General features: G+C 57.9%; 15 protein-coding genes and 1 pseudogene. 5 read left to right on the top strand and 11 right to left on the bottom strand.

Annotated elements, in window-relative coordinates:
• Positions 1-46: 46 nt before the first annotated feature.
• Positions 47-2,827, bottom strand: a complete 2,781-nt coding sequence (adhE, locus tag IGS16_RS04275) for a bifunctional acetaldehyde-CoA/alcohol dehydrogenase (RefSeq protein ID WP_297083594.1) — start codon at positions 2,825-2,827, stop codon at positions 47-49.
• Between the two features lie 371 nt (positions 2,828-3,198).
• Complete coding sequence (locus IGS16_RS04270; RefSeq protein ID WP_297083592.1) at positions 3,199-3,918, bottom strand: alternative oxidase; 720 nt, start codon at positions 3,916-3,918, stop codon at positions 3,199-3,201.
• 367 nt (positions 3,919-4,285) lie between these two features.
• Between IGS16_RS04270 and IGS16_RS04265 the strand changes: the two are divergent.
• Positions 4,286-4,660 (top strand): annotated as a pseudogene (locus IGS16_RS04265) (winged helix-turn-helix transcriptional regulator); the annotation flags it as partial.
• A gap of 270 nt (positions 4,661-4,930) precedes the next feature.
• Complete coding sequence (locus tag IGS16_RS04260; protein WP_297083588.1) at positions 4,931-5,854, top strand: FTR1 family protein; 924 nt, start codon at positions 4,931-4,933, stop codon at positions 5,852-5,854.
• Here the strand turns inward: IGS16_RS04260 and IGS16_RS04255 are convergent.
• Positions 5,837-6,625 (bottom strand): pentapeptide repeat-containing protein, encoded by a 789-nt coding sequence (locus IGS16_RS04255; protein ID WP_068514150.1) that lies wholly within the window; start codon positions 6,623-6,625, stop codon positions 5,837-5,839. The genes IGS16_RS04260 and IGS16_RS04255 overlap by 18 nt on opposite strands.
• 221 nt (positions 6,626-6,846) lie before the next feature.
• Here IGS16_RS04255 and IGS16_RS04250 point away from each other — a divergent pair, with 221 nt between their 5' ends.
• On the top strand, positions 6,847-7,302 hold the full coding sequence (locus IGS16_RS04250) for a VOC family protein (protein WP_297083585.1): 456 nt from the start codon (positions 6,847-6,849) through the stop codon (positions 7,300-7,302).
• A 68-nt stretch (positions 7,303-7,370) separates the two neighbouring features.
• Here the strand turns inward: IGS16_RS04250 and IGS16_RS04245 are convergent, their stop codons facing one another.
• The 7 genes from IGS16_RS04245 to IGS16_RS04215 form a co-directional block, all read right to left on the bottom strand.
• Positions 7,371-8,222 (bottom strand): Uma2 family endonuclease, encoded by an 852-nt coding sequence (locus tag IGS16_RS04245; protein ID WP_297083583.1) that lies wholly within the window; start codon positions 8,220-8,222, stop codon positions 7,371-7,373.
• 84 nt (positions 8,223-8,306) lie between these two features.
• Positions 8,307-9,500, bottom strand: coding sequence for an aspartate aminotransferase (locus IGS16_RS04240; RefSeq protein ID WP_297083581.1), 1,194 nt, complete (start codon positions 9,498-9,500; stop codon positions 8,307-8,309).
• Entirely contained in the window at positions 9,497-10,729 is a 1,233-nt protein-coding gene (locus tag IGS16_RS04235) for an iron-containing alcohol dehydrogenase family protein (protein WP_297083579.1), read from the bottom strand. The genes IGS16_RS04240 and IGS16_RS04235 overlap by 4 nt, the downstream gene beginning before the upstream one ends.
• A 141-nt stretch (positions 10,730-10,870) precedes the next feature.
• Complete coding sequence (locus IGS16_RS04230) at positions 10,871-11,356, bottom strand: Ycf51 family protein (RefSeq protein ID WP_297083577.1); 486 nt, start codon at positions 11,354-11,356, stop codon at positions 10,871-10,873.
• Between the two features lie 112 nt (positions 11,357-11,468).
• Positions 11,469-12,731 carry a hypothetical protein gene (locus IGS16_RS04225; protein WP_297083575.1) on the bottom strand — a complete coding sequence of 421 codons (1,263 nt, stop codon included), beginning with the start codon at positions 12,729-12,731 and terminating at the stop codon, positions 11,469-11,471.
• Positions 12,732-12,847: 116 nt separating this feature from the next.
• Positions 12,848-13,795 (bottom strand): alpha-E domain-containing protein, encoded by a 948-nt coding sequence (locus tag IGS16_RS04220; RefSeq protein ID WP_172358042.1) that lies wholly within the window; start codon positions 13,793-13,795, stop codon positions 12,848-12,850.
• Between the two features lie 66 nt (positions 13,796-13,861).
• Positions 13,862-15,298, bottom strand: coding sequence for a circularly permuted type 2 ATP-grasp protein (locus IGS16_RS04215; protein WP_297083573.1), 1,437 nt, complete (start codon positions 15,296-15,298; stop codon positions 13,862-13,864).
• Positions 15,299-15,630: 332 nt separating this feature from the next.
• On the opposite strand from IGS16_RS04215, the gene IGS16_RS04210 reads away from it, so the two are divergent.
• The gene (locus IGS16_RS04210) at positions 15,631-16,284 is read left to right on the top strand and encodes a zinc ribbon domain-containing protein (protein WP_297083571.1); all 654 of its coding nucleotides are present in this window, start codon (positions 15,631-15,633) and stop codon (positions 16,282-16,284) included.
• A gap of 381 nt (positions 16,285-16,665) precedes the next feature.
• Here the strand turns inward: IGS16_RS04210 and IGS16_RS04205 are convergent, their stop codons facing one another.
• Positions 16,666-16,881: a hypothetical protein gene (locus tag IGS16_RS04205; RefSeq protein ID WP_297083569.1), complete on the bottom strand. Its 216-nt coding sequence runs from the start codon at positions 16,879-16,881 to the stop codon at positions 16,666-16,668.
• A 2-nt stretch (positions 16,882-16,883) separates the two neighbouring features.
• Here IGS16_RS04205 and IGS16_RS04200 point away from each other — a divergent pair, with 2 nt between their 5' ends.
• Positions 16,884-18,908 (top strand): alpha/beta hydrolase, encoded by a 2,025-nt coding sequence (locus IGS16_RS04200; RefSeq protein WP_297083567.1) that lies wholly within the window; start codon positions 16,884-16,886, stop codon positions 18,906-18,908.
• Positions 18,909-18,980: the final 72 nt, after the last annotated feature.

Below are 18,980 nucleotides of genomic sequence, written 5' to 3'. Positions count from 1 at the left end.
GGTTTGCAGGGCCAGCCAGATTCCGGGCCGGCCCCGCGCCGGGGGGCTATGAGTCGTCCGCCGCTAAAGAGGGAATCGAGGGCATCTCCGCCATCACCGAGGTAGACAGCTCGCCTACGTCCGCAGGTTCATGCTCGCTGGGGTTTGGCGCAAGCTGCTGACTGGCGCGGGCAATTTCTGCGCGATAGCACAGCGGCACGTCGTCTGGATCGGCCTGGGGCCCCTCATAGGCCAACACAAATAGCTCCTTCAGGTCTTGGATCAGCGGGTAGCGAGGATTTGCCCCCGTGCATTGGTCGTCGAAGGCGCGGTTGGCCAGGTTATCAAGCTGAGCATAGAACGAAGCGCGATCGCCCCCCGGATAGGAGGCCTGCCCCATCTGACTGAGCGCTTCCGCCAGGGTTGCCGGAATCTCGACATTGCGCTTTAGTTCTTCCACCGCGATGATCAGCCGTTCCACCTTTTCATCGGTTGTGTTGCCCCCCAGGTGCAGATGGTCGGCGATCTGGGCGTAGCGGGCCTTGGCGTTGGGGTATTTATATTGCGGGAAGATTGCCTGCTTAAAGGGCTGATCCGTAGCGTTGTAGCGAATCACATGGGAAATTAGCAGCGCATTGGCCAACCCGTGCGGAACGTGGAACACCGCGCCAAGCTGGTGCGCCATCGAGTGGCAGATGCCCAAAAACGCATTGGCAAAGGCCATGCCCGCAATCGTGGCGGCATAGTGAACCCGTTCGCGGGCTTCGGGATCGCGGTCCCCGTTGCGATAGGAGCGCGGCAGATATTGGAACAGGAGGGCGATCGCCTCTAGCGCCAGCCCGTTGGTAAAGTCCGTCGCAAACACCGACACATAGGCTTCAACTGCATGGGTCAGCGCGTCAATCCCGCTCCAGGCCGTCAGCTTGGGTGGCATCGTCAGCACCAGATCCGGGTCTACAATCGCCAGACTAGGAGTCAGGGCATAGTCTGCTAGGGGATATTTAATGCCCTCCCGGTCATCCGTAACCACAGCAAAAGGCGTGACCTCAGACCCCGTTCCTGAGGTGGTCGGAATCGCCACCAGCAGGGCTTTTTGACCCAGCGGCGGCAGTTCATACACCCGCTTGCGAATGTCCATAAACCGCATAGCCACGCCCGCAAATTCCACCTCCGGCTGCTCATACATCAGCCACATAATCTTGGCCGCATCCATCGGCGAGCCGCCGCCCAGCGCAATAATCACGTCCGGCTGAAACCGCCGCAACTGCTCCAGTCCGCGATTCACATTCGATAGCGTCGGGTCAGGTTCGACATCGTGAAACACGTCGTAGCGAATTTCCAAATCCTCCAGAACCCGCGTGACAGGGTTGACCATGCCCAGGTCAAAGAGCGGCTTATCGGTCACAATAAATGCCCGCTGCCTGCCCGCCAAGTCGCCCAGCGCCATCGGCAAGCAGCCGCTCTTGAAGTAGACCTTCGGCGGCACGCGGAACCAAAGCATATTTTCGCGCCGCTGCGACACGGTTTTGATATTCAGCAGGTGATGCACAGTGACATTGCCAGAGACCGAGTTGCCGCCCCAAGTGCCGCAGCCCAGCGTCAGCGACGGGTCAAGCCTGAAGTTATACAAGTCGCCAATTGCCCCTTGGGAGGCTGGCGTGTTGATCAGCAAGCGCCCTGTCTGCATTCGGGTTTCAAAAAGCTGAATTTCGGAACGCTGGGCGGTGTCGATATAGAGCGCGGCGGTGTGCCCCTTGCCGCCAAAGTTAATTAGCTCCTCAGCGCGGGCGATCGCCCCTTCAAAGTTTGCTGCCCGATAAAACGCCAGAATCGGCGACAGTTTTTCCCAGGCAAACGGCTCATCCAGAGCCACTCGGTCGGTTTCAGCCAGCAGCACCTTGGTTTGTGGCGGCACGGAGATTCCCGCCAGCTTCGCCAGCGTTTGCACCGACTGGCCCACAATCGCCGCATTGAGCCGCCCATTCTGCACAATCTGTTCGCCCAGTTTCGCCTTCTCCTCTGGGTTCAGGAAATAAGCGCCCCGTGTCGTAAACTCTTGCTTCACTGCGTCGTAGATTGGCTCAACCACAATCACCGACTGCTCCGACGCGCAAATCATGCCGTTATCAAACGTTTTACTGAGTAAGATAGAACTCACTGCCGTTTGAATATCCGCGCTTTCGGCAATCACAGCAGGCGTGTTTCCTGCACCCACTCCCAGCGACGGATGCCCGGATGAGTAAGCAGCCTGCACCATCCCCGGCCCGCCCGTCGCCAAAATCAGCTTGATATCTGGGTGCTGCATCAAGGCCTGCGATAGCTCCACCGATGGCTCATCAATCCAGCCAATGATGTGATCCGGCGCACCGGCCGCCACAGCCGCCTGAAGAATTAGTCGGGCTGCTTCCACTGTGCAGCGCTTGGCGCGGGGATGCGGTGAAAAAATAATGGCATTGCGCGTTTTCAGGGAAATGAGCGACTTGAAAATGGCGGTCGAAGTTGGGTTTGTTGTGGGTACGATGCCTGCCAGAATGCCCACAGGCTCGGCAATTTTTTGAATGCCAAAGGTGTCATCTTCTTCGATCAGCCCGCAGGTGCGCTCATGCTTGTACTTGTTGTAGATAATTTCCGAGGCAAAGTGGTTTTTGATCACCTTGTCCTCAACAATGCCCATCCCGGTTTCTGCAACGGCCAGCTTGGCCAGATCAATCCGGTGGGCGTTAGCCGCTTGGGCAGCTTGCTTAAAAATCCAGTCTACCTGGCTCTGGGTATAGGTTGCGTATTGAGCCTGGGCTGCCTTGACTCGTTCGATCAGCGTTTCCAATTCTTGAATCGTAGTAACCTGCATAGGGACTCCTTAACTGGTGTGAGTAGGTGTGGATCTGAGTCGGCGGTGTAGCGTCTACGATCTTCAAGCGTTAGCGCATCGTGTGTCCAAATACGTTTCCAACTGCGTTTCCAAATGCGTTTCCAGACGTGCTTCCAACTGCGCTTCCAACTGCGCTTCCAACTGTGCTTCAGTAAAAACAGCAAGAGGATCTTTGGGCTTCACAAAACCATCTCTCTAGTTTCCTCGCAAGCCGAACAGTGCCATCATCAATCCCTACAAAATTCCTGCAACGTGAGGGTCAAGGCAAGCTCAGGGTCAGGCTCGATACGCATCCGGTTTTGAGGCTCTTTGAGGCTCTTTCATGCTCTTTCTGAGCCTGACTCTCCTGGCTATGAGCGCGTCACGACTTCTTTTTCCTCAGCTTTCTCAATCAAAACTGGCTCTGCGACGGTGTTTGACGGCAATTCCTGAAGGGGTTCGTAGCCGAGTCTGCCCGTATGGTCTGCTTGCTGACAGGCCACCATCGTTTTTACGTGTTCTCGCTCGTCATCGCGAATGGCAACAAACACGTCATACAGATTGTTAATGGCTGGACGACGTTCCTGCGGACGATGGGCCGTTTGAAACGCATCAAATAGATACAGATCGCCCGTTTGGTAATATTCAAGGGCTATTTGAGGAGCAGGCTGAGCCTTTAGGGTTTCGCCTTCCTGCACCAAGAACAGGTCGTAGGTATGATAGGCATGTTCCTCTACTAGCTCCATAAAGTGATACGCCGACTTGGGTGAGATAATATACAGCGCCACGATAATCCAGTAGTAGAGCAAGGCAACGCTGCGGGCTAGAAGGCGATCGCCCCAGTCTTGGCTACCCCCCAACGCTTCCATAATCAGCAGATGGTGTAGCTCGTTCCAAGACTCGGCAAAGTGAACCTTGAGCCACTCCACACGCCGCCACAATCCCAGCGTCTCGTACAAATGCAAAACCGACAGGTAAGAAAAGTAGGGAACGCGAGCCACAGTTTCCAGTACGTAAAACCGAGGAATCGGACGATCGTGATAAATCTGGTTGATCACAAACACCAGCACGCCAACGAGTAACTTAACCATTCAGCCAATTCTCCAAAAAGTGAGTGTGCAACGGGCAGCTTGAAGCGGAATGGGATGTACCGGATGCACAAGTGCCCAGATGACAGCAGGACTAAGGCAGCGGTTTGTTGAGTACTTGCCTTTGCCCCCATGATGAAAGACACGCCTCAGGAGGACAAGACAGTTTCCAAAATGCACACCCAGTTACCCAGAGGAAAAGAATCAGATGGGTGCTGGATTTGGACGGAACTGGAAGAAAACGTTAAACCTGACGAATTCGTATCCCTTGCACTAATAGCCTGGTATCGGGTCGAAGAAGCTATTGGATGGATCACTTGCTAATCCTGAGATAGATCAATTGCACCCCCACAGTTCAGGAGATAGTCCGTTGGATTCTCGCTCTTATTCTTCCTCTGATTTCAAATGCCCGATTCAGTTTACGCTCGACTTGATTGGCAGCAAGTGGGCCATTTTGATTTTGCGCGAGCTGTTTGCCAGTGGGCCAAATCAGAATGGTCGCCCTGCCCGCCGAACCCATGAATTTCTCGATGCACTGCCAGGGCTAAGCACCAAAACGCTGATGGCGCGGCTGCGGGAGCTAGAAGAACACGGACTCATTGAGCGGACGGTCTATGCAGAGATTCCGCCCCGTGTGGAGTATCGATTGACGGACAAGGGCCGAGAAATTCAGCCCGTGATGGCGGCGCTGCATCAGGTGGGGATGCGCTGGCTTCAGCAGGGGGTCTGCGAGTGTCCGCTGGATATGCCTCATCAGGAAGCGCCGCAATCCGACGCTTTGCCCGACGCTTTGCCGGCGATCGCCCCTAGTACCCAGCCCCATCTCGCCGCCTGTAGCAGCAGCAGAGTAGAATCACAGGTGTAATCGCTGATTGCAATGGCGGCTGCAATTCCTGGTTGCAATCCCTAGTTGCGATGCTGGTTGCAATTCCGGGTTGCAATTCTTGATTGTAATTGCGGTTGCAGCCGTCACAATGCTTGCGAGTCTGTTCTTGAGTTGGGGCTGTTTGAACCAATGGATTTAACGGCTGCTTTACCGACGTTTGTGGTGACGCTGCGTGAAGGGGTCGAAGCAGCGCTGGTAGTGGGCATCGTGCTGGCGTGCCTCAGCAAGGCGGGCCAGTCGCGGCTGAACTCGTGGGTGTATGGCGGTATCGGCGCGGGGCTGGCGGGCAGCGTGCTGGTGGGTGTGCTGCTGGGCGGCGTGCTGGCGGCGCTGAACCAGTCTCAGCAGCGCTATGCCCCTGTGCTGCGGCAGGCGATGGAGGCGGGATTTGGGCTGGTGGCGATCGCCCTGCTGAGCTGGATGCTGGTGTGGATGACGCGGCAGGCCCGCAGCCTCAAGGCCGAGGTGGAAGGCGCAGTCACGTCTGCTTTGCAGCAAGACGGCGCAGGCTGGGGCGTGTTTGGGCTGATCACCATCGCCGTGCTGCGCGAGGGATTTGAGACCGTGCTGTTTTTAGCGGCGCAGTTTCAGGAAGGGCTGGCTCCGGCGCTGGGCGCGGTGGCGGGGCTGGTGGGCGCGGTGGTGATTGGGATTCTGCTGTTTCAACTGGGCGTGAAAATCAACCTGAGGCGGTTCTTTCAGGTCATGGGCGTGTTGCTGCTGCTGATTGTGTCGGGACTGGTGATTTCCATGCTGCGTCATGTGGACATGGCGATCGCCGCCTGGGTGCAGCTTCACCCCGATTTGTCCTATCTCTGCTTTAGCGCCGGGCCAGACTGCGTGCTGGGGCCGCAGGTGTGGGATGCCCGCGCTGTGCTGCCCGACAAGCAGTTTCCCGGTGTGCTGCTGAAGGCGCTGCTGGGCTACCGCGATCAGCTGTATCTGGGACAGGCGATCGCCTATCTCGCATTTTTGGGAACTGTCGGCTGGCTCTATTTTCAGAGCCTCAGCCCAGCCGCGCCCAAAGCCCCGTCCCTACAGCAAAAAGCGTAGAAACAAACTCGCCAAGCCCCCAAGGGCACTCACTACATTGCCGACCCCGTTGCTGCGCCGCTGCGCCCGCCGTTCCCGCTCTTCGGCTGCCAGCACTTGCTCAATCCCAGTGACAAACCGCTCCGAAAGCTGCTGCCCTGGAATGTTTCCCTGAGCCAAGAACATTTGTTGCGCCCGCCGTCCGTCTTCCATCGCCCCTGCTTCGTCACCCAACTGGAGCCGCGCAATGCCCCGCGCCAGCATCGCGTTTGAGAAATCGGGCTGGCGGCTGAGGCTCTGGTTGAAATACTGAATCGCATCGGGGAAGTTGCCGCGCTGTGCCTCTGCCAACCCCCAGAGGTAAACTTGCTCCACCGACACCAGGGTTTCGGGCAAGCCGATTGCTCGCCACAAGTTTGCCCCGTCTAGTAGTGCCCCTGTCAGGTTTGCGCCATAGAGATAGGCTTCGCGCAAGTCTGCCCCGCGCAAATCGGCCCCGCGCAGGTCGGCTCCACCCAGATTGGCATAGGACAACACCGCGCCTTGCAGGTTTGCCCCTTGCAGGTTTGCCCCTTGCAGGTTCGCCCGGTTCAAATTCGCCAGACTCAGGTCAGAACGGCTGACATCGACCCCCGACAGGTTTGTAAACACCAGCCCTGCCCGGTGCAAATCACACTGCTGGCATTGGCGATTCGCAAGCAACCGCTGCACATGCTCAAGATTTTCGGCGCGGGCAGGCAGGGCCAAACCTAGCGCAGCCAACAGTCCTAGCGAAACAAGTTTGGAGTTCATAGCGTTGTTCAAAACCGGGTGGAGGAGTTCCGCGATATCGCTGCAATACGGTGTGAGTCAACTATGGGATCTAACCCTGGGAATCAACCGCTGCAACATCACATTGCCCAAAAGTGTACTGAGAAATCGCAAAACCGGCGCATTAATTTTAATTTTGGCGCAGCGCTAGGATAGTTGCTCTGTGATACAGTACATTTGTTCTTTTTTTGGAGGCGATCACGATGGCAGTCAAACCGATTCCTGATGGGTATTCAGCGGTGACCCCGTATCTGATTGTGCATGACGCAGCCGGGGCGATCGCCTTTTATGAGCAGGCATTTGGGGCAACGGAGCTAATGCGTCTGGCAGACCCATCGGGCAAGTTGGCTCATGCCGAAATCAAAATCGGCAACTCGCCCATCATGCTGTCCGACGAGTTTCCGGAGATGAACCATCTTAGCGCTCAGGCAATTGGCGGTACGCCCGTCAACCTGATGGTCTATGTGGAAGATGTGGATTCGCTGTTTGATCAGGCGATCGCCGCAGGCGCTACGGAAATTCGCCCGGTGGCAGATCAGTTCTATGGCGATCGCGCGGGTACGCTGGCCGATCCGTTCGGCCATGTGTGGACGCTTGCGACCCACGTCGAAGATTTGTCGATGGAAGAGGTAAATGCCCGGTTCAGCGCAATGGTTTAGCGCAAGTTGGGGGTAGATCAAGAAGCAAGGAGGGGCGATCGCCCTCAACCCAGGCAACCGTCGAAGCGCTATTCGCTGGGCAACTCACCAAACCGCGCCCGATATTGCACGAGGAGCGCTTCGGCCTGCTCCGCCCGCTGCCGTTCTTCTTCCGCCCGCTGCCGTTCTTCTTCCGCCCGCTGCCGTTCTTCTTCCGCCCGCTGCCGTTCGATGGCGGTTGCTTCTTCGGGGAGTGGCACAAGCTGCCCGTCTGGGGTGAAAAACCGCAGCTTGCGATCGTGGATTCCCAAAAATAGCTGGAGTTGTTCGCTCCACAGCCAGCCCCGCGAGTCGGGTTCGAGGGGCTGGTAGCGTCCGTCTACCAGGTGAAATCCGCAAAACTCCAGCGTATGGGGGTCAAACCAGAAATAGTCGGGCGTGCGGAAGGTGTCTTGATAAAGCTGTTTTTTCAGCCCGCGATCGACATTAGCCGTCGAGTCCGACAGTAGCTCAATGATGACGTTGGGATATTTGCCGCCCTCTTCCCACACGACCCAGCTTTTGCGGGGCTTGGGGTCGGCTCCCAGCACCACAAAAAAGTCCGGCCCACGAAAGTCCTCCGACTTGCGCTCGCGCAGGCTGTAGTAGATGGTGAGATTGCCAAAGGCGTAGAAATCTCGATGGGTGCTGGGGTCTGGCCCGCGCCACAGCCATTCGAGCGACTGAATCAGCAGCAAAATTTGGCGGAGATGCAGTTCAGATTCCAACGGAGGTTCGTCGCTGTAGAGGTCACCGGGCGGAAAGGGAACCTTGTCCAGGTCAAGGCCAGAGTCAATACCAGCGGCCCAATCAGGCTCCAGGTTTTGTGGAGCGCTCGGCTCAGCACTCGGCATCGCCGCAGGTTCCGTGCCGCGATCTTCCAGGTCTTTTGCAATGGACATGGCGAGACGGAGTGAAGGATGAATTCAGTGTAGCGGACTGGACGCAGGCATTCCCAAACCGCCCGTCTAGGCGCTGTTTCCCACCTACTGCCACGCCTTGTAGTGAATGCCTGCGTCTTTCATGCGGCGCAGCGCTTCACCGAGGCGATCGCACTCGGCAATCAAGCTAATTCGCACGTACCCTTCGCCGCCTTCCCCAAACGCATTGCCCGGAGTTACCACCACGCCCGTTTCGCCCAGCAGGTGCAGCGCAAAGTCGGTGGAGCCAATTCCCGGCGGACAATCGACCCAGAGGTACATCGTCGCCAGCGTCTTGGGTACATTCCAACCCAGCTCGCCCAGCCCGCAAATCAGGAAATCGCGGCGGGTGCGGTAGCGTTCCTGAACCTCATGCAGGTAAACGTCCGGCAGTTGCAGCGCCGTCTCGGCCGCCGTTTGCAGCACGCTAAAGATGCCGTAGTCCAGATTGGTCTTCAGCGTGCGGAGTCCCTGAATAATATGACGATTGCCCACCACAAAGCCGACGCGCCAGCCCGCCATGTTGTAGGTCTTGGACATGGTGTGAAACTCCACGCCAATCTCCTTTGCGCCGGGAATTTCCAGCAGGCTGGTGGGCTGATAACCGTCAAACGCCAGTTCCGCATAGGCCTGATCGTGAACCAGCAGAATCTGGTGCTGGCGGGCAAAGGCAACTACATCTTCAAAGAACTCCCTGGGCGCAGTGGCCGCAGTGGGGTTGCTGGGGTAGTTGAAGTAGAGGATCTTGGCGCGGCGGGCCACCTCGTCGGGAATCGCCGCCAGGTCAATCAGCCAGTTGTTTTCCGGCTTGAGAACCAGCGGGTAAATGTCCCCTCCGGCGATCGCCGGCCCGCGAAAATGCGCCGGATAGGCCGGACTGGGCACCAGCACCACATCGCCCGGATTCACATAGGCAAAGGACAGATGCGTCAGCCCTTCCTTTGACCCCAGCAGCGGCAGCGCCTCGCCATCTGGGTCAAGCTGCACCCCATAGCGACGGGCATACCAGTCGGTAATCGCCTTGCGAAAATTGGCAGTCCCCTCAAAGGGCGGATAGCCGTGGTTGGCAGGATTTTGCAGCGCCTTCATCGCTGCCTCAACGACAGGCTGGGGCGTTGGGCCATCGGGGTTGCCCATGCCCAGGTCGATCAGGTCTAGTCCTTGCTCTCTTGCCCGCGCCTTCAGCTCATCCAGCCGCGCAAACACATAGGGCGGCAGCGCACTCAGCCGATCCGCCGGGCTAATCCAATCCAGTTTCATTCCGACACCTCCGCAGACACGGGGTGGAAGAGGAAAGAAGACGGATGGGAAGGCTGAGCCGGATCATGATCAGCGTCGTCCAGGTTCCGCGCTGCGGCCGCCTCCTGGGCCCAACTATCGGCAATGGGCGCTGTCGTGGATACCATCGCCGCCATCAGGTGCGCTGGGGTGACGGCAAAGGGCAGACGGTGAATATCGGAACGGTCTGCACAGGCAACCTCGGCTGCGTGTTGCAGTTGGGCAATCGTAATATCGCCCAGACCCAGGTCGCTTAGCGTTTTGGGTAGTCCGATCTCGTTATAGAACTGGAGAAGCTGCTGACGGGCGCTGCTGGCCAGGCGGTTGCCCTGCACCAGTTCCTCCAGCCGCAGTTGGACGAGAATGCCGTAGGCTACCTTTTCGCCATGCAGCGTGCTGTGGCTCTGAGGTAAATGGGTCAGCCCGTTGTGAACCGCGTGGGCCGCTACCGTGCGACACTGCGCCCCGCCGATGCCGCCGATTACGCCGGCCAGCAGCACCGTTGCGTCTACCACGTCCTGCCAGGTGTCGCTACCGGGCGATCGCAGCGCTTCGGCCGACTTTTGGAACAGGATATCGCGCAGCACCCGCGCCTGCTGCACCGCCGCAATCAGAAACGTGCGCTCCGAATGTCCGCTGCTGACCGAGGCTTCGTACCACTTGGCGATCGCATCTCCAATGCCCGCAATCAGCGTGCGCGGGGCCGCCGTCTGCACCAGGTCATAGTCCAAAATCAGCAGATCAGGACAGCGAGGCAGCGCTACGTCGTAGAGAAACGCGCCCGCCTCGGAATACACGTTGGATAGCGCCGTCCAGGCCGCGCAAGTCGCGCCAGAAGTGGGAATCGTGACAATTGGCAAGCTGACTTGATGCGCCACCAGTTTAGCGGCATCCAGCGCCTTGCCGCCGCCCACGCCGATGACGAAATCTGCGCTGTGCTGGGCGATCGCCTCCCGCAGCTTGGCCAGGGAGGACTCGCTGCAATCTGACCCATAGCTTGCCTCCACTGCACTCAGCGAGTGCTTTTTGAACACGGGCTGGAGCCGCGGCCGCACCACCTTCAGCGTGCGATCGCCCCCAAGCACCACGGGCCGCCGCCCCAACTGCGCGATCGCCTCTGCCGCCTGGGTGATCGCCCCCTGCCCGCGCATGACCTGTGCCGGGGCAATCATGGAGGTTATCAGCGTCGGAAGCGAGGAGGGTTTGGCCATAGGTTCGGTAACAGGTGTTGTGGTGCAGCGTGTTTGAGGGAGTGGGGGTTCGCCGGAGGGTTCAAGCAGCGCTTGATGAGCCTGGTCGCTCTATCACCCCTTAGAAATCCCTTAGAAATCTAAAGATCAAAAATCAAAGATTTAAAAAATAGAGATTTCCATCTTATCGTCGTTGCGATCGAACAGGGAGCGCTTGACCTGGCCCAGATATACCAACTGGGTCAGCCCTTCCTGGGGGTGGGTGACGGTGCGGGCGCGGATGGTCATCTGGTTTTCGCCGCTGCGGCCCAGGCGGCCGGGCGAAAAGAGGTCGTTGGCGGCCTGCTGGAGCGTGGCAACAAGCTGTTCTTCGGTAATGTCAGGCGGCACTGCAATGACAACCTGGGTGGAGCCAGAGTCATAGACCGTCGAAAAGCGCACCGCACCGGGAATTTCCACGCGGGTAATCGGCATCAGGCTAAGCGCAAATAGCCCCACCGTCAGCACGGCCATAAACCCGGTGATGCCCACAAACCGGAAGCGGATGCCCCACTGGAACAGGAAGCCGAGGGTGGCGATCGCCCCCGCCACCAGGGTAATGAGTCCCGCCCACTGGGTCGCCGTCAAGAATTCAGCAGGTGTTGGCATAGCTCAAAGGATTGCAAGATGAGGAGAATGCAGGACAAACCGTAACGGAGTCCCTGCCTTCTGCAATATTCACCTTATCAGAACGGAACGAAGATGAGGCGATGATGATGCCTCACTGCCCTGTCAACTTGCTTAGGGCATTCTGCGCCTGAATCGTCAGCAGTTCTGCCTCTTTGTAAACCGTGGTGCCACTGGGAATCGCCTTCAGTTCGGTGAGGATGCGGTTAAGCTGGCTAATTTGGTAATTGGCATCGGTGCTGCCTGCGAGCTGCTGAAACTGCTGAATCTCCTGGTTTACCCGCGTCAGACGGCGCACAGCCTCGGCTTCGGCATCCCGGCGCACGCGAATTTCGCCCAGGTTTGCCTGATATTGCGCCAGCAGTTTTTCGGCCTCGGCTTTGCCTTGCAGATCATTGCTGGGAACTTGCCGCAGGCGGGCGATCGCCTCATTCCACAGATCCATCACCCGATCCCACTCTGCTACGGTATGGGGCGGGTTTTGGGCCGCTTTGGCCGCTTGCCAGGCAAACTGGCGGGCATTTTCAATTTGCGCGTTGACCTTAGCACTTTCGGCAGCCAGCCCAACGGTGCTGCGAAGCTCGGCGACGGCGGCGGCGTGGCGAGTGCGGGCCGTGCGGCCGGCGAGGGTCTGGCTAGGAATCAGTTCCAGGTCTTGCAGACCTGCTTGCCAAGCGGCGATCGCCCCTGCCTGGTCAGTTGGGTTGGTGGCCTGCTGATAGGTCTGCTTGGCCTGGGCGATCGCCTGCTCTGCCGTCACCAGCGCCGTTTGAGCGTTCTGCTCCTGGGCGGCCTTGGCTTGCAGGCGGGCCACTTCCAGGCGGGCATTGTTAAAGCCTGCGGTGGTGAAGCTCCAGCGATATAGTCCGCTCCAGCCGTCGTACCAATAGTCGCGCAGCCACACGGGTAGCTCGTCCAGCCGCTTCTGCGCTTCGATGGCCTTGCGCTGACCCGCATCAATATCTTCTGGGCGGGTGGGGTTGTCAATCAGTTGTTTGGCTTGCTGGGTCAGGGCGATCGCCGCCTTGTAATTGTTGTCCATGCTGACGTAGCTGGGCAACAGCAGCACGGGCGCTTTTTCGGCAACCGGGCGGCGAATCGGCGCGTAGGGCAGGTTGATGGCCCAAAGAACACCCACTGGAATGCCAACAAGCAGCCCCAGTCCCAGCAGCTTGCCCAAAAAACTTCCACTCCGGCGCGGCGGGGGCACACTCACAGGACGCGCCTGGATTGCCTGCCGCCGCTCATGCTCTAGCTCTCGTTCAAGTTCGGTGAGCGATTTGAGCTTTGCGGGCAGCGAGGCGGGCGGCGAAGACGGCGGGCTGGCAGGGCGAAAGACTCGGTTAAACAGTCCCATGATGCAGCGATGGAAAACGAGTAGGAAAGAGGCAGCGGGAAACCCCGCAGGATCTCCATCCTAGCGTTCCCAATCGAGTCGCTGCTTCCGCCAAACTCGCCCGGATTGAGTACCCGCTAGACCACTTCCAGCGCAAAGAAAGTTTCACGAATTTTTCTGCCAATGTCGTTCAACGCGGTTTCCAGGTCGTCGAGAAACTCATGCAGCCCGCGCTGGGTGATCTCTTCAACGGTAATATAGTCCAGTTCGGAGCGCAGTTTTCCCAGGGCCCGTTCTGCTGGGTTGCGCCATACACCGCGAGAACTGCCCGTAATCTGGTGGAGCGATCGCTCGGCTTCTAGCAAGCAAAACTGGATCGACCGGGGAAACTCCCGATCCAACACCAAAAAGTTCACCACATCCTGTGGCGTGATGCGGTGCTGGCGCTTGCGATACATCTCATAGCCGCTGGCTGATTTCAGCAGCGCGATCCACTGCAACTCGTCCAGCGGCGTGCCCACGTCTTTGACTGAGGGCAGCAGGATGAAATACTTCACGTCCAAAATCCGCGCGGTCTTGTCGGCTCGCTCGATCATCCGCCCAATCCGCCCAAAGTGCCAGCCCTCGTTGTGCGACATAGTAGCGTTCATCACGCCTGCAAACAGATGACTCGACATCTTCACCTGCGAGAAAAAGTCCGACAAGTCCAGGTCATCGGGGCGCTGGCAGGCATCTTTCACCATGAGATAAAAATCGTTGACCTGCTCCCACATTTCCGAGGAAATGCTCTCCCGCACCGATCGCGCGTTTTCTCGGGCCATTTGCAGGCACGACAGGATGGAGTTGGGGTATTTGGCATCAAAGGTAAGGAAGCGAATCACGTTGTCTGCCGTCGCTGCGCCATAGTTCTCTTTGAACAGCGTCAGGTCGCCCGTCGTCAGCACCAGCGGCTCCCACTGCTGGGCCACGCCCACAGGCGAATCCAGCAGCAGATTCAGGTTCACGTCTACAAATCGGGCGACGTTTTCGGCCCGCTCGATATAGCGGTTGAGCCAGTAGATGGAATCGGCAACGCGGCTGAGCATTGTTTGATGGATTGTATTGAAGGCTAGTTGATTGAAGGAAGATTAGAGGTTAAAGGGTTGGACTTGCTAACTATTGCCCACGACCCACGTATCCTTCGTGCCGCCGCCCTGGGACGAGTTAACAACGAGGGAGCCGCGCCGCAGGGCAACGCGGGTGAGTCCGCCGGGGTTCACATAGATCTCTTTGCCGTAGAGGATGTACGGCCGCAAATCGACGTGACACCCTTCGAGGCGATCGCCCATCAGCGTCGGGGCGCGAGACAGCGTCAGCGTGGGCTGGGCAATATAGTTGCGCGGGGTGGCGCGGATGCGCTCGGCAAAGTCTTCGCGCTGCTCTGCCGTGGCGTGGGGGCCGATCAGCATTCCATAGCCGCCAGACTCGTTGGCCGCCTTCACCACCAGCTTGTCCAGGTTTGCCAGCACATGGGCCTGATCCTGCGGCTCCCAGCAGAGATAGGTCGGCACGTTGGGAATGATCTGGTCTTCGCCCAGATAATATTTCACCATCTTGGGCACGTAGGCGTAGATCACCTTGTCGTCGGCTACGCCCGTACCCGGCGCATTGGCCAGCGCCACCCGCCCGCGCCGATAGACCTCCATAATGCCGGGAATACCCAGCATCGAGTCGGGGCGAAACGTGGTGGGGTCGAGAAAATCATCGTCAATGCGGCGATAGACCACATCTACCCGCTGAAGCCCCTTGGTGGTCTTCATTTGCAGATAGCCATCTGCCACCACCAGGTCGCTGCCCTGCACCAGTTCCACGCCCATCTGCTGTGCCAAAAAGGAATGCTCGAAATAGGCAGAGTTATACATTCCCGGTGTCAGCACGACCACGGTGGGATCGTCCAAGTGGGGCGGAGCCAAGTTTAGCAGGGTTTCCAAAAGCTGACCCGCGTAGTCGTCTACGGGCAAAATCGGCATCTGCCCAAACACTAGCGGAAACGTGGTTTTCATGACGCGGCGATTTTCCAGCACGTAGGACGCGCCAGAGGGACAGCGCAGATTGTCTTCCAGCACGTACCACTGCCCGTCGCGATCGCGCACCAGATCCGTCCCTGTGATATGGCACCAGATGCCGTTGGGCGGCTCCATGCCCAGACAGGGTTTGAGAAAGCCCTTTGACGAGTAAATGAGATCTTCCGGAATCAGTCCGTCTTTGACGATTTTTTGCTCGCCATAAATATCGCTCAAGAAGCGGTTCAGCGCCTCAATCCGCTGCTTGAGTCCGCGCTCTAGCCAGGCCCAGTCACTTCCAGATACGATGCGCGGAATAATGTCGAAGGGCAACACCCGCTCGGTGCCCTGATCATCGCTATAGACGTTGAAGGTCGCCCCCAGCCGCAGCAGGGCTTTTTGGGCAGACTGCTGACGCTGCTGCAAGTCTTCGATGCTCAAAGAGCTGATGCGCTCGACCAGGGGCAGCGCTTCGGGGCGAGGTTGTCCTTTTCTGACAAACAGCTCGTCGTAGAAATCTCCGGGGTCGTAGTCGTCCAGTTTCACGGCAAATAGAAATTAATTTTTCTAGTAATTTTTCTGGCTCGTCTCTTTGACTCGTCAAGGGGGGCGGGTGAATTACCCTTGCCTTCTGCTATGTGCTTGCCACGCCCCCACTATGGCAAACCGCGTCTTCCAAATCGGCCAAAACGGATACTGTAAAAACCTGCTTTCAGTGTTGAACTGGTTCGCAAGCATCCTCCAGCGCTTCAAGATCCCCTAATCCCCACTTGCTTTGGGCAGAGTCTTTGGGTCTGGCGTTTAGGATGTAGGGATAATACCAAACCTTTTTGAAATTCCCCTGGATTCCCTTTGAAAAGATTAAGGAAGAGCTAGCTATGGCATACGTCACAGACCTGGGTGCAGGTCAGCGCCTCTGGATTGAAAGCCGCGATCGCCTCACGACTTTTACCCTTCTGAGCGCCAGCGCCGGACAGCAGCAAAGCCAGCGAATGTCGGTCGAAACAGGTGCTTGGGCCGCACCACCCCAAGCATTTCGCACAGCAGGCGGTGTGGTGGTGCAAGTAGAAACAGAAAACGGCTCGCGCTTTGTGCAGGTGCAAGGGAACCAAATGCAGTCGCTCAACGGCGTGCCCGTGCTGACGGGGGCGGAGGCGCTGCCGATGCAGGAAACGACAGAAGACCCAATGCCGCCGATGGAACCCATGAAGCCGATGGAACCCATGAAGCCGATAGAACCCATGAAGCCGATGGAACCCATGAAGCCAATGCCGCCGATGAATTCCGGTCAGCCCTTGCAAATGGGCGAGATGCAGATGGGCGAGATGCGAACGGGCGAGCTAAAGATGGGCGATATGGAAATGCGCCTGAACCCGATGCAAATGAAGATGGGCAGTTTGGAGATGCGAATGGGCAGTGCCGAACGCCAGTCCCAGCAGCGGTTTTGTACGCAGTGCGGCGGCGAGGTGCAGATGGGCGATCGCTTTTGTGCCCAGTGTGGTCATCGGGTGGGAGAACTGAGCCACAGCTAAGGCAAGATTCAGCCTGCTTCTCTTGTAAAGCCCCCTTGTAAAGCCCCATAAAGTCCCATAAAGCCCATACGAAGGTTGGCGGGCACTTTTCTCGCTCAAATGTTCCCATCTGGATTTCTGGTCCAAATTTTTCAGCCGGGTTTCTCGTCCAGCCTTTCTCACCCGGTTTTCTAAAGCAGACTTGTAGCCGCGAAGTCTGACAGATTGTTAACCCGCTGTTAATCTACCTTTGCAGATAGGGAAAACTATTGGGTGATCAAAATCTTAAATTCTTACAAATTATTGATTTTATGCCGCTGGATTTATACCGTTGCGCCAGCAATCTGGGTATGGTTAACAATACCTGCTTCTAGCCCAGCGGATTTCCTCGGAACGCCCTGTTCAGAACGCCCGGTTCAGAAACCCCATCAGAACGACAGCCTCGCTGATTTGCCCGACCCGCTCATTTGCCGAGATGCTCTGTAGACCTGTTTGCGATGCCTTTGCTGCCCCTACACGCTCGACGGTTTTTTGCTCGACACGCCGCCCCCGGAGTTGAGAATCTGCCTGCGAAAACCGAAACACCTGCACCTGCTGACCGATGGTGCGATGTCCCATCTGTGCCTTTATCTGCCCCCCTGAAACGGTTTACCCCGTCCTACCGATGGCGATCGCCCCTGGGCTGGGTGGGTGGAGCGCTGCTGGTGGTGGGTAGCCTGGCCGATCCGGCAGCAGCGGCAAAAAAGCTCTCGATCAAGCTCGGCCCGGTGCAGTCTTCGGTGCAATTGTCTGATTTGCAGCACTACGCCAAAACCGGGGATGTGCAGGGTTCGCTGCGGGGCTATCGGCTGCTGCTTAGTCCATCTCTGCAAAGCACGCTGCAAAGCAGTATTCCACTTGATCCCAACGCTGGGCATCGCCTGGTTAAGGATCTTCTGAGTTCCTCAGCGGGCGATCGCCTGCTCACAGCACTGGAGCGCGTCATCCCCAATGGCGATCGCAAAATGCTGCAACTGGCGCTGACTCGTGCCGCCACCCACGCCAACGGGCTAAGCCTGCTGGGATTCTTGCAGGAATTTCCCGCTCCAGAGGTCGTGCTAGACCTGACGGCCGTTGCCTCGCTCACTTCGCAAATGAATCTGGCCTACTGGCAGAGTCAGGCGCTGACCTCGATTTTGGAGCGCGAACTGACCGTGCCCGAAGCGGCTCCCTTCCATGCGGAGCTAGACCCAACCCGTCCCGGCACTCATTGGGTACGCCAGCAGTCCCTCGTCTTCCGCGACTACGAACGGGCCCGCACGATTCCGGTCGATTTGTACTGGAGCTATCGCACGACTGGCCCACTCATCGTCATTTCCCACGGCTTTGGAGCCGACCGCCGTTTTTTGGGCTATCTAGCGAGACACTTGGCTTCCTATGGCTTTGCGGTGGCTGCACTGGAACACCCTGGCAGCAACGTCGCCTGGATTACGGAAATTACGCAGGGCAGGACGCGGGGGCGACATGGCACCGATCTCCTGCCCAGCGATGAATTTATCGATCGCCCTCATGACATTAGCTTTTTGCTGAGCGAACTCGATCGGTTGAATCGTCACTCTACCTTGCTCAAGGGTCGGCTAGATACCCAGCAGGTCGTGGTCATTGGCCACTCGCTGGGCGGCTACACGGCACTGGCGCTGGCCGGAGCCAGACTCGACTTGCCCAATCTGCGCCAGTTTTGCAATAGCCCGGAGCGGGTCGCCCTGTCCATTGCCGACTGGTTGCAGTGTACGGCGGCAGATCTGCCCGACGAACTGCCCGATCTGCGCGATCGCCGGGTGGCACGAGTGATGCTGCTCAATCCGGTGATTGGTCGCCTGTTTGACGAAGAGAGTCTGGCGAAGATCCGCATTCCGACGCTGATTGTATCGGGCACTTCAGACGCAGTGATGCCCGCCGTCAGCCAGCAGTTGTTGCCCTTTACCCAGCTTCCGGCTGATTCCAAGCTCTTGCTCACGGTCATTGGCGGCGGCCACCTCAGCGTCGGTGATCCCGAAAACCTGAACCAGGCGCTCACCCACAGCCTATTTATGCGAGAACAGGGCGATCGCGAAACGGAGGCACTCCGACAATTGCTCAAGGGCATCTCGCTGTCCTTTGTCAAACAGCTTACGCCCGATGCTCGTCACTACAAGCCATTTTTGTCGGCAGAGTATGTCCAGTCGTTTTCCACTGCTACCCTCCAACTCCGGCTCAATGCCCAGCTTTCAGAAAAGCTGTCGAACTGGCTCCAGATGGCAGCGCTGCCCCTAGAACAGATGACCTCCAGCGCCCAGCCCCAGCCGCGTCAATACGTCAGAACTCAGGTGGCAGGAACGGGGATCACCGTGCTGCTAGCGGGGTTGCCGCTGGTGGTGTTTGTTCTGCCGGGATATTTATCCTCATCGGTGAATCGGGTGCTGCGGCGCAAAGGTCAACCGGGACGCGCCAACTTGTCAGGACATTCTCAGCCAGGGCATTCTCAGCCAGGGCATTCTCAGCCAGGGCATTCTCAGAGGCTACATTCCGAGCAGGCAGACGGGGAACTAACGGATCGAACTGCCCATGTGGGAATCGCAGACTCAGCAGACTCATCAGCAGACTCAGAAGAAGCCGATAGACCCTGAATCTAGCGGATCAATTTGGCGCATAGCCTTTTGAGTTTATGATTAAGGCCAGCCTCTTAAGACTGTTCGCAT

Origin of the sequence: Thermoleptolyngbya sp. C42_A2020_037, from assembly GCF_015272455.1 — a bacterium.
Lineage (GTDB): Bacteria > Cyanobacteriota > Cyanobacteriia > Elainellales > Elainellaceae > Thermoleptolyngbya.
The sequence above is the reverse complement of the archived record's forward strand: the minus strand, read 5'-3'. Positions and strand labels throughout refer to the sequence as shown.

Excerpts from the sequence above, each read along its gene's own strand:
- IGS16_RS04205 (WP_297083569.1), bottom strand. The coding sequence starts at position 16,881 with ATGGGACATCGCACCATCGGTCAGCAGGTGCAGGTGTTTCGGTTTTCG.
- adhE (WP_297083594.1), bottom strand. The coding sequence starts at position 2,827 with ATGCAGGTTACTACGATTCAAGAATTGGAAACGCTGATCGAACGAGTC.
- IGS16_RS04235 (WP_297083579.1), bottom strand. The coding sequence starts at position 10,729 with ATGGCCAAACCCTCCTCGCTTCCGACGCTGATAACCTCCATGATTGCC.
- IGS16_RS04245 (WP_297083583.1), bottom strand. The coding sequence starts at position 8,222 with ATGTCCATTGCAAAAGACCTGGAAGATCGCGGCACGGAACCTGCGGCG.
- IGS16_RS04220 (WP_172358042.1), bottom strand. The coding sequence starts at position 13,795 with ATGCTCAGCCGCGTTGCCGATTCCATCTACTGGCTCAACCGCTATATC.
- IGS16_RS04260 (WP_297083588.1), top strand. The coding sequence starts at position 4,931 with ATGGATTTAACGGCTGCTTTACCGACGTTTGTGGTGACGCTGCGTGAA.
- IGS16_RS04230 (WP_297083577.1), bottom strand. The coding sequence starts at position 11,356 with ATGCCAACACCTGCTGAATTCTTGACGGCGACCCAGTGGGCGGGACTC.
- IGS16_RS04240 (WP_297083581.1), bottom strand. The coding sequence starts at position 9,500 with ATGAAACTGGATTGGATTAGCCCGGCGGATCGGCTGAGTGCGCTGCCG.
- IGS16_RS04270 (WP_297083592.1), bottom strand. The coding sequence starts at position 3,918 with ATGGTTAAGTTACTCGTTGGCGTGCTGGTGTTTGTGATCAACCAGATT.
- IGS16_RS04250 (WP_297083585.1), top strand. The coding sequence starts at position 6,847 with ATGGCAGTCAAACCGATTCCTGATGGGTATTCAGCGGTGACCCCGTAT.
- IGS16_RS04210 (WP_297083571.1), top strand. The coding sequence starts at position 15,631 with ATGGCATACGTCACAGACCTGGGTGCAGGTCAGCGCCTCTGGATTGAA.
- IGS16_RS04255 (WP_068514150.1), bottom strand. The coding sequence starts at position 6,625 with ATGAACTCCAAACTTGTTTCGCTAGGACTGTTGGCTGCGCTAGGTTTG.
- IGS16_RS04225 (WP_297083575.1), bottom strand. The coding sequence starts at position 12,731 with ATGGGACTGTTTAACCGAGTCTTTCGCCCTGCCAGCCCGCCGTCTTCG.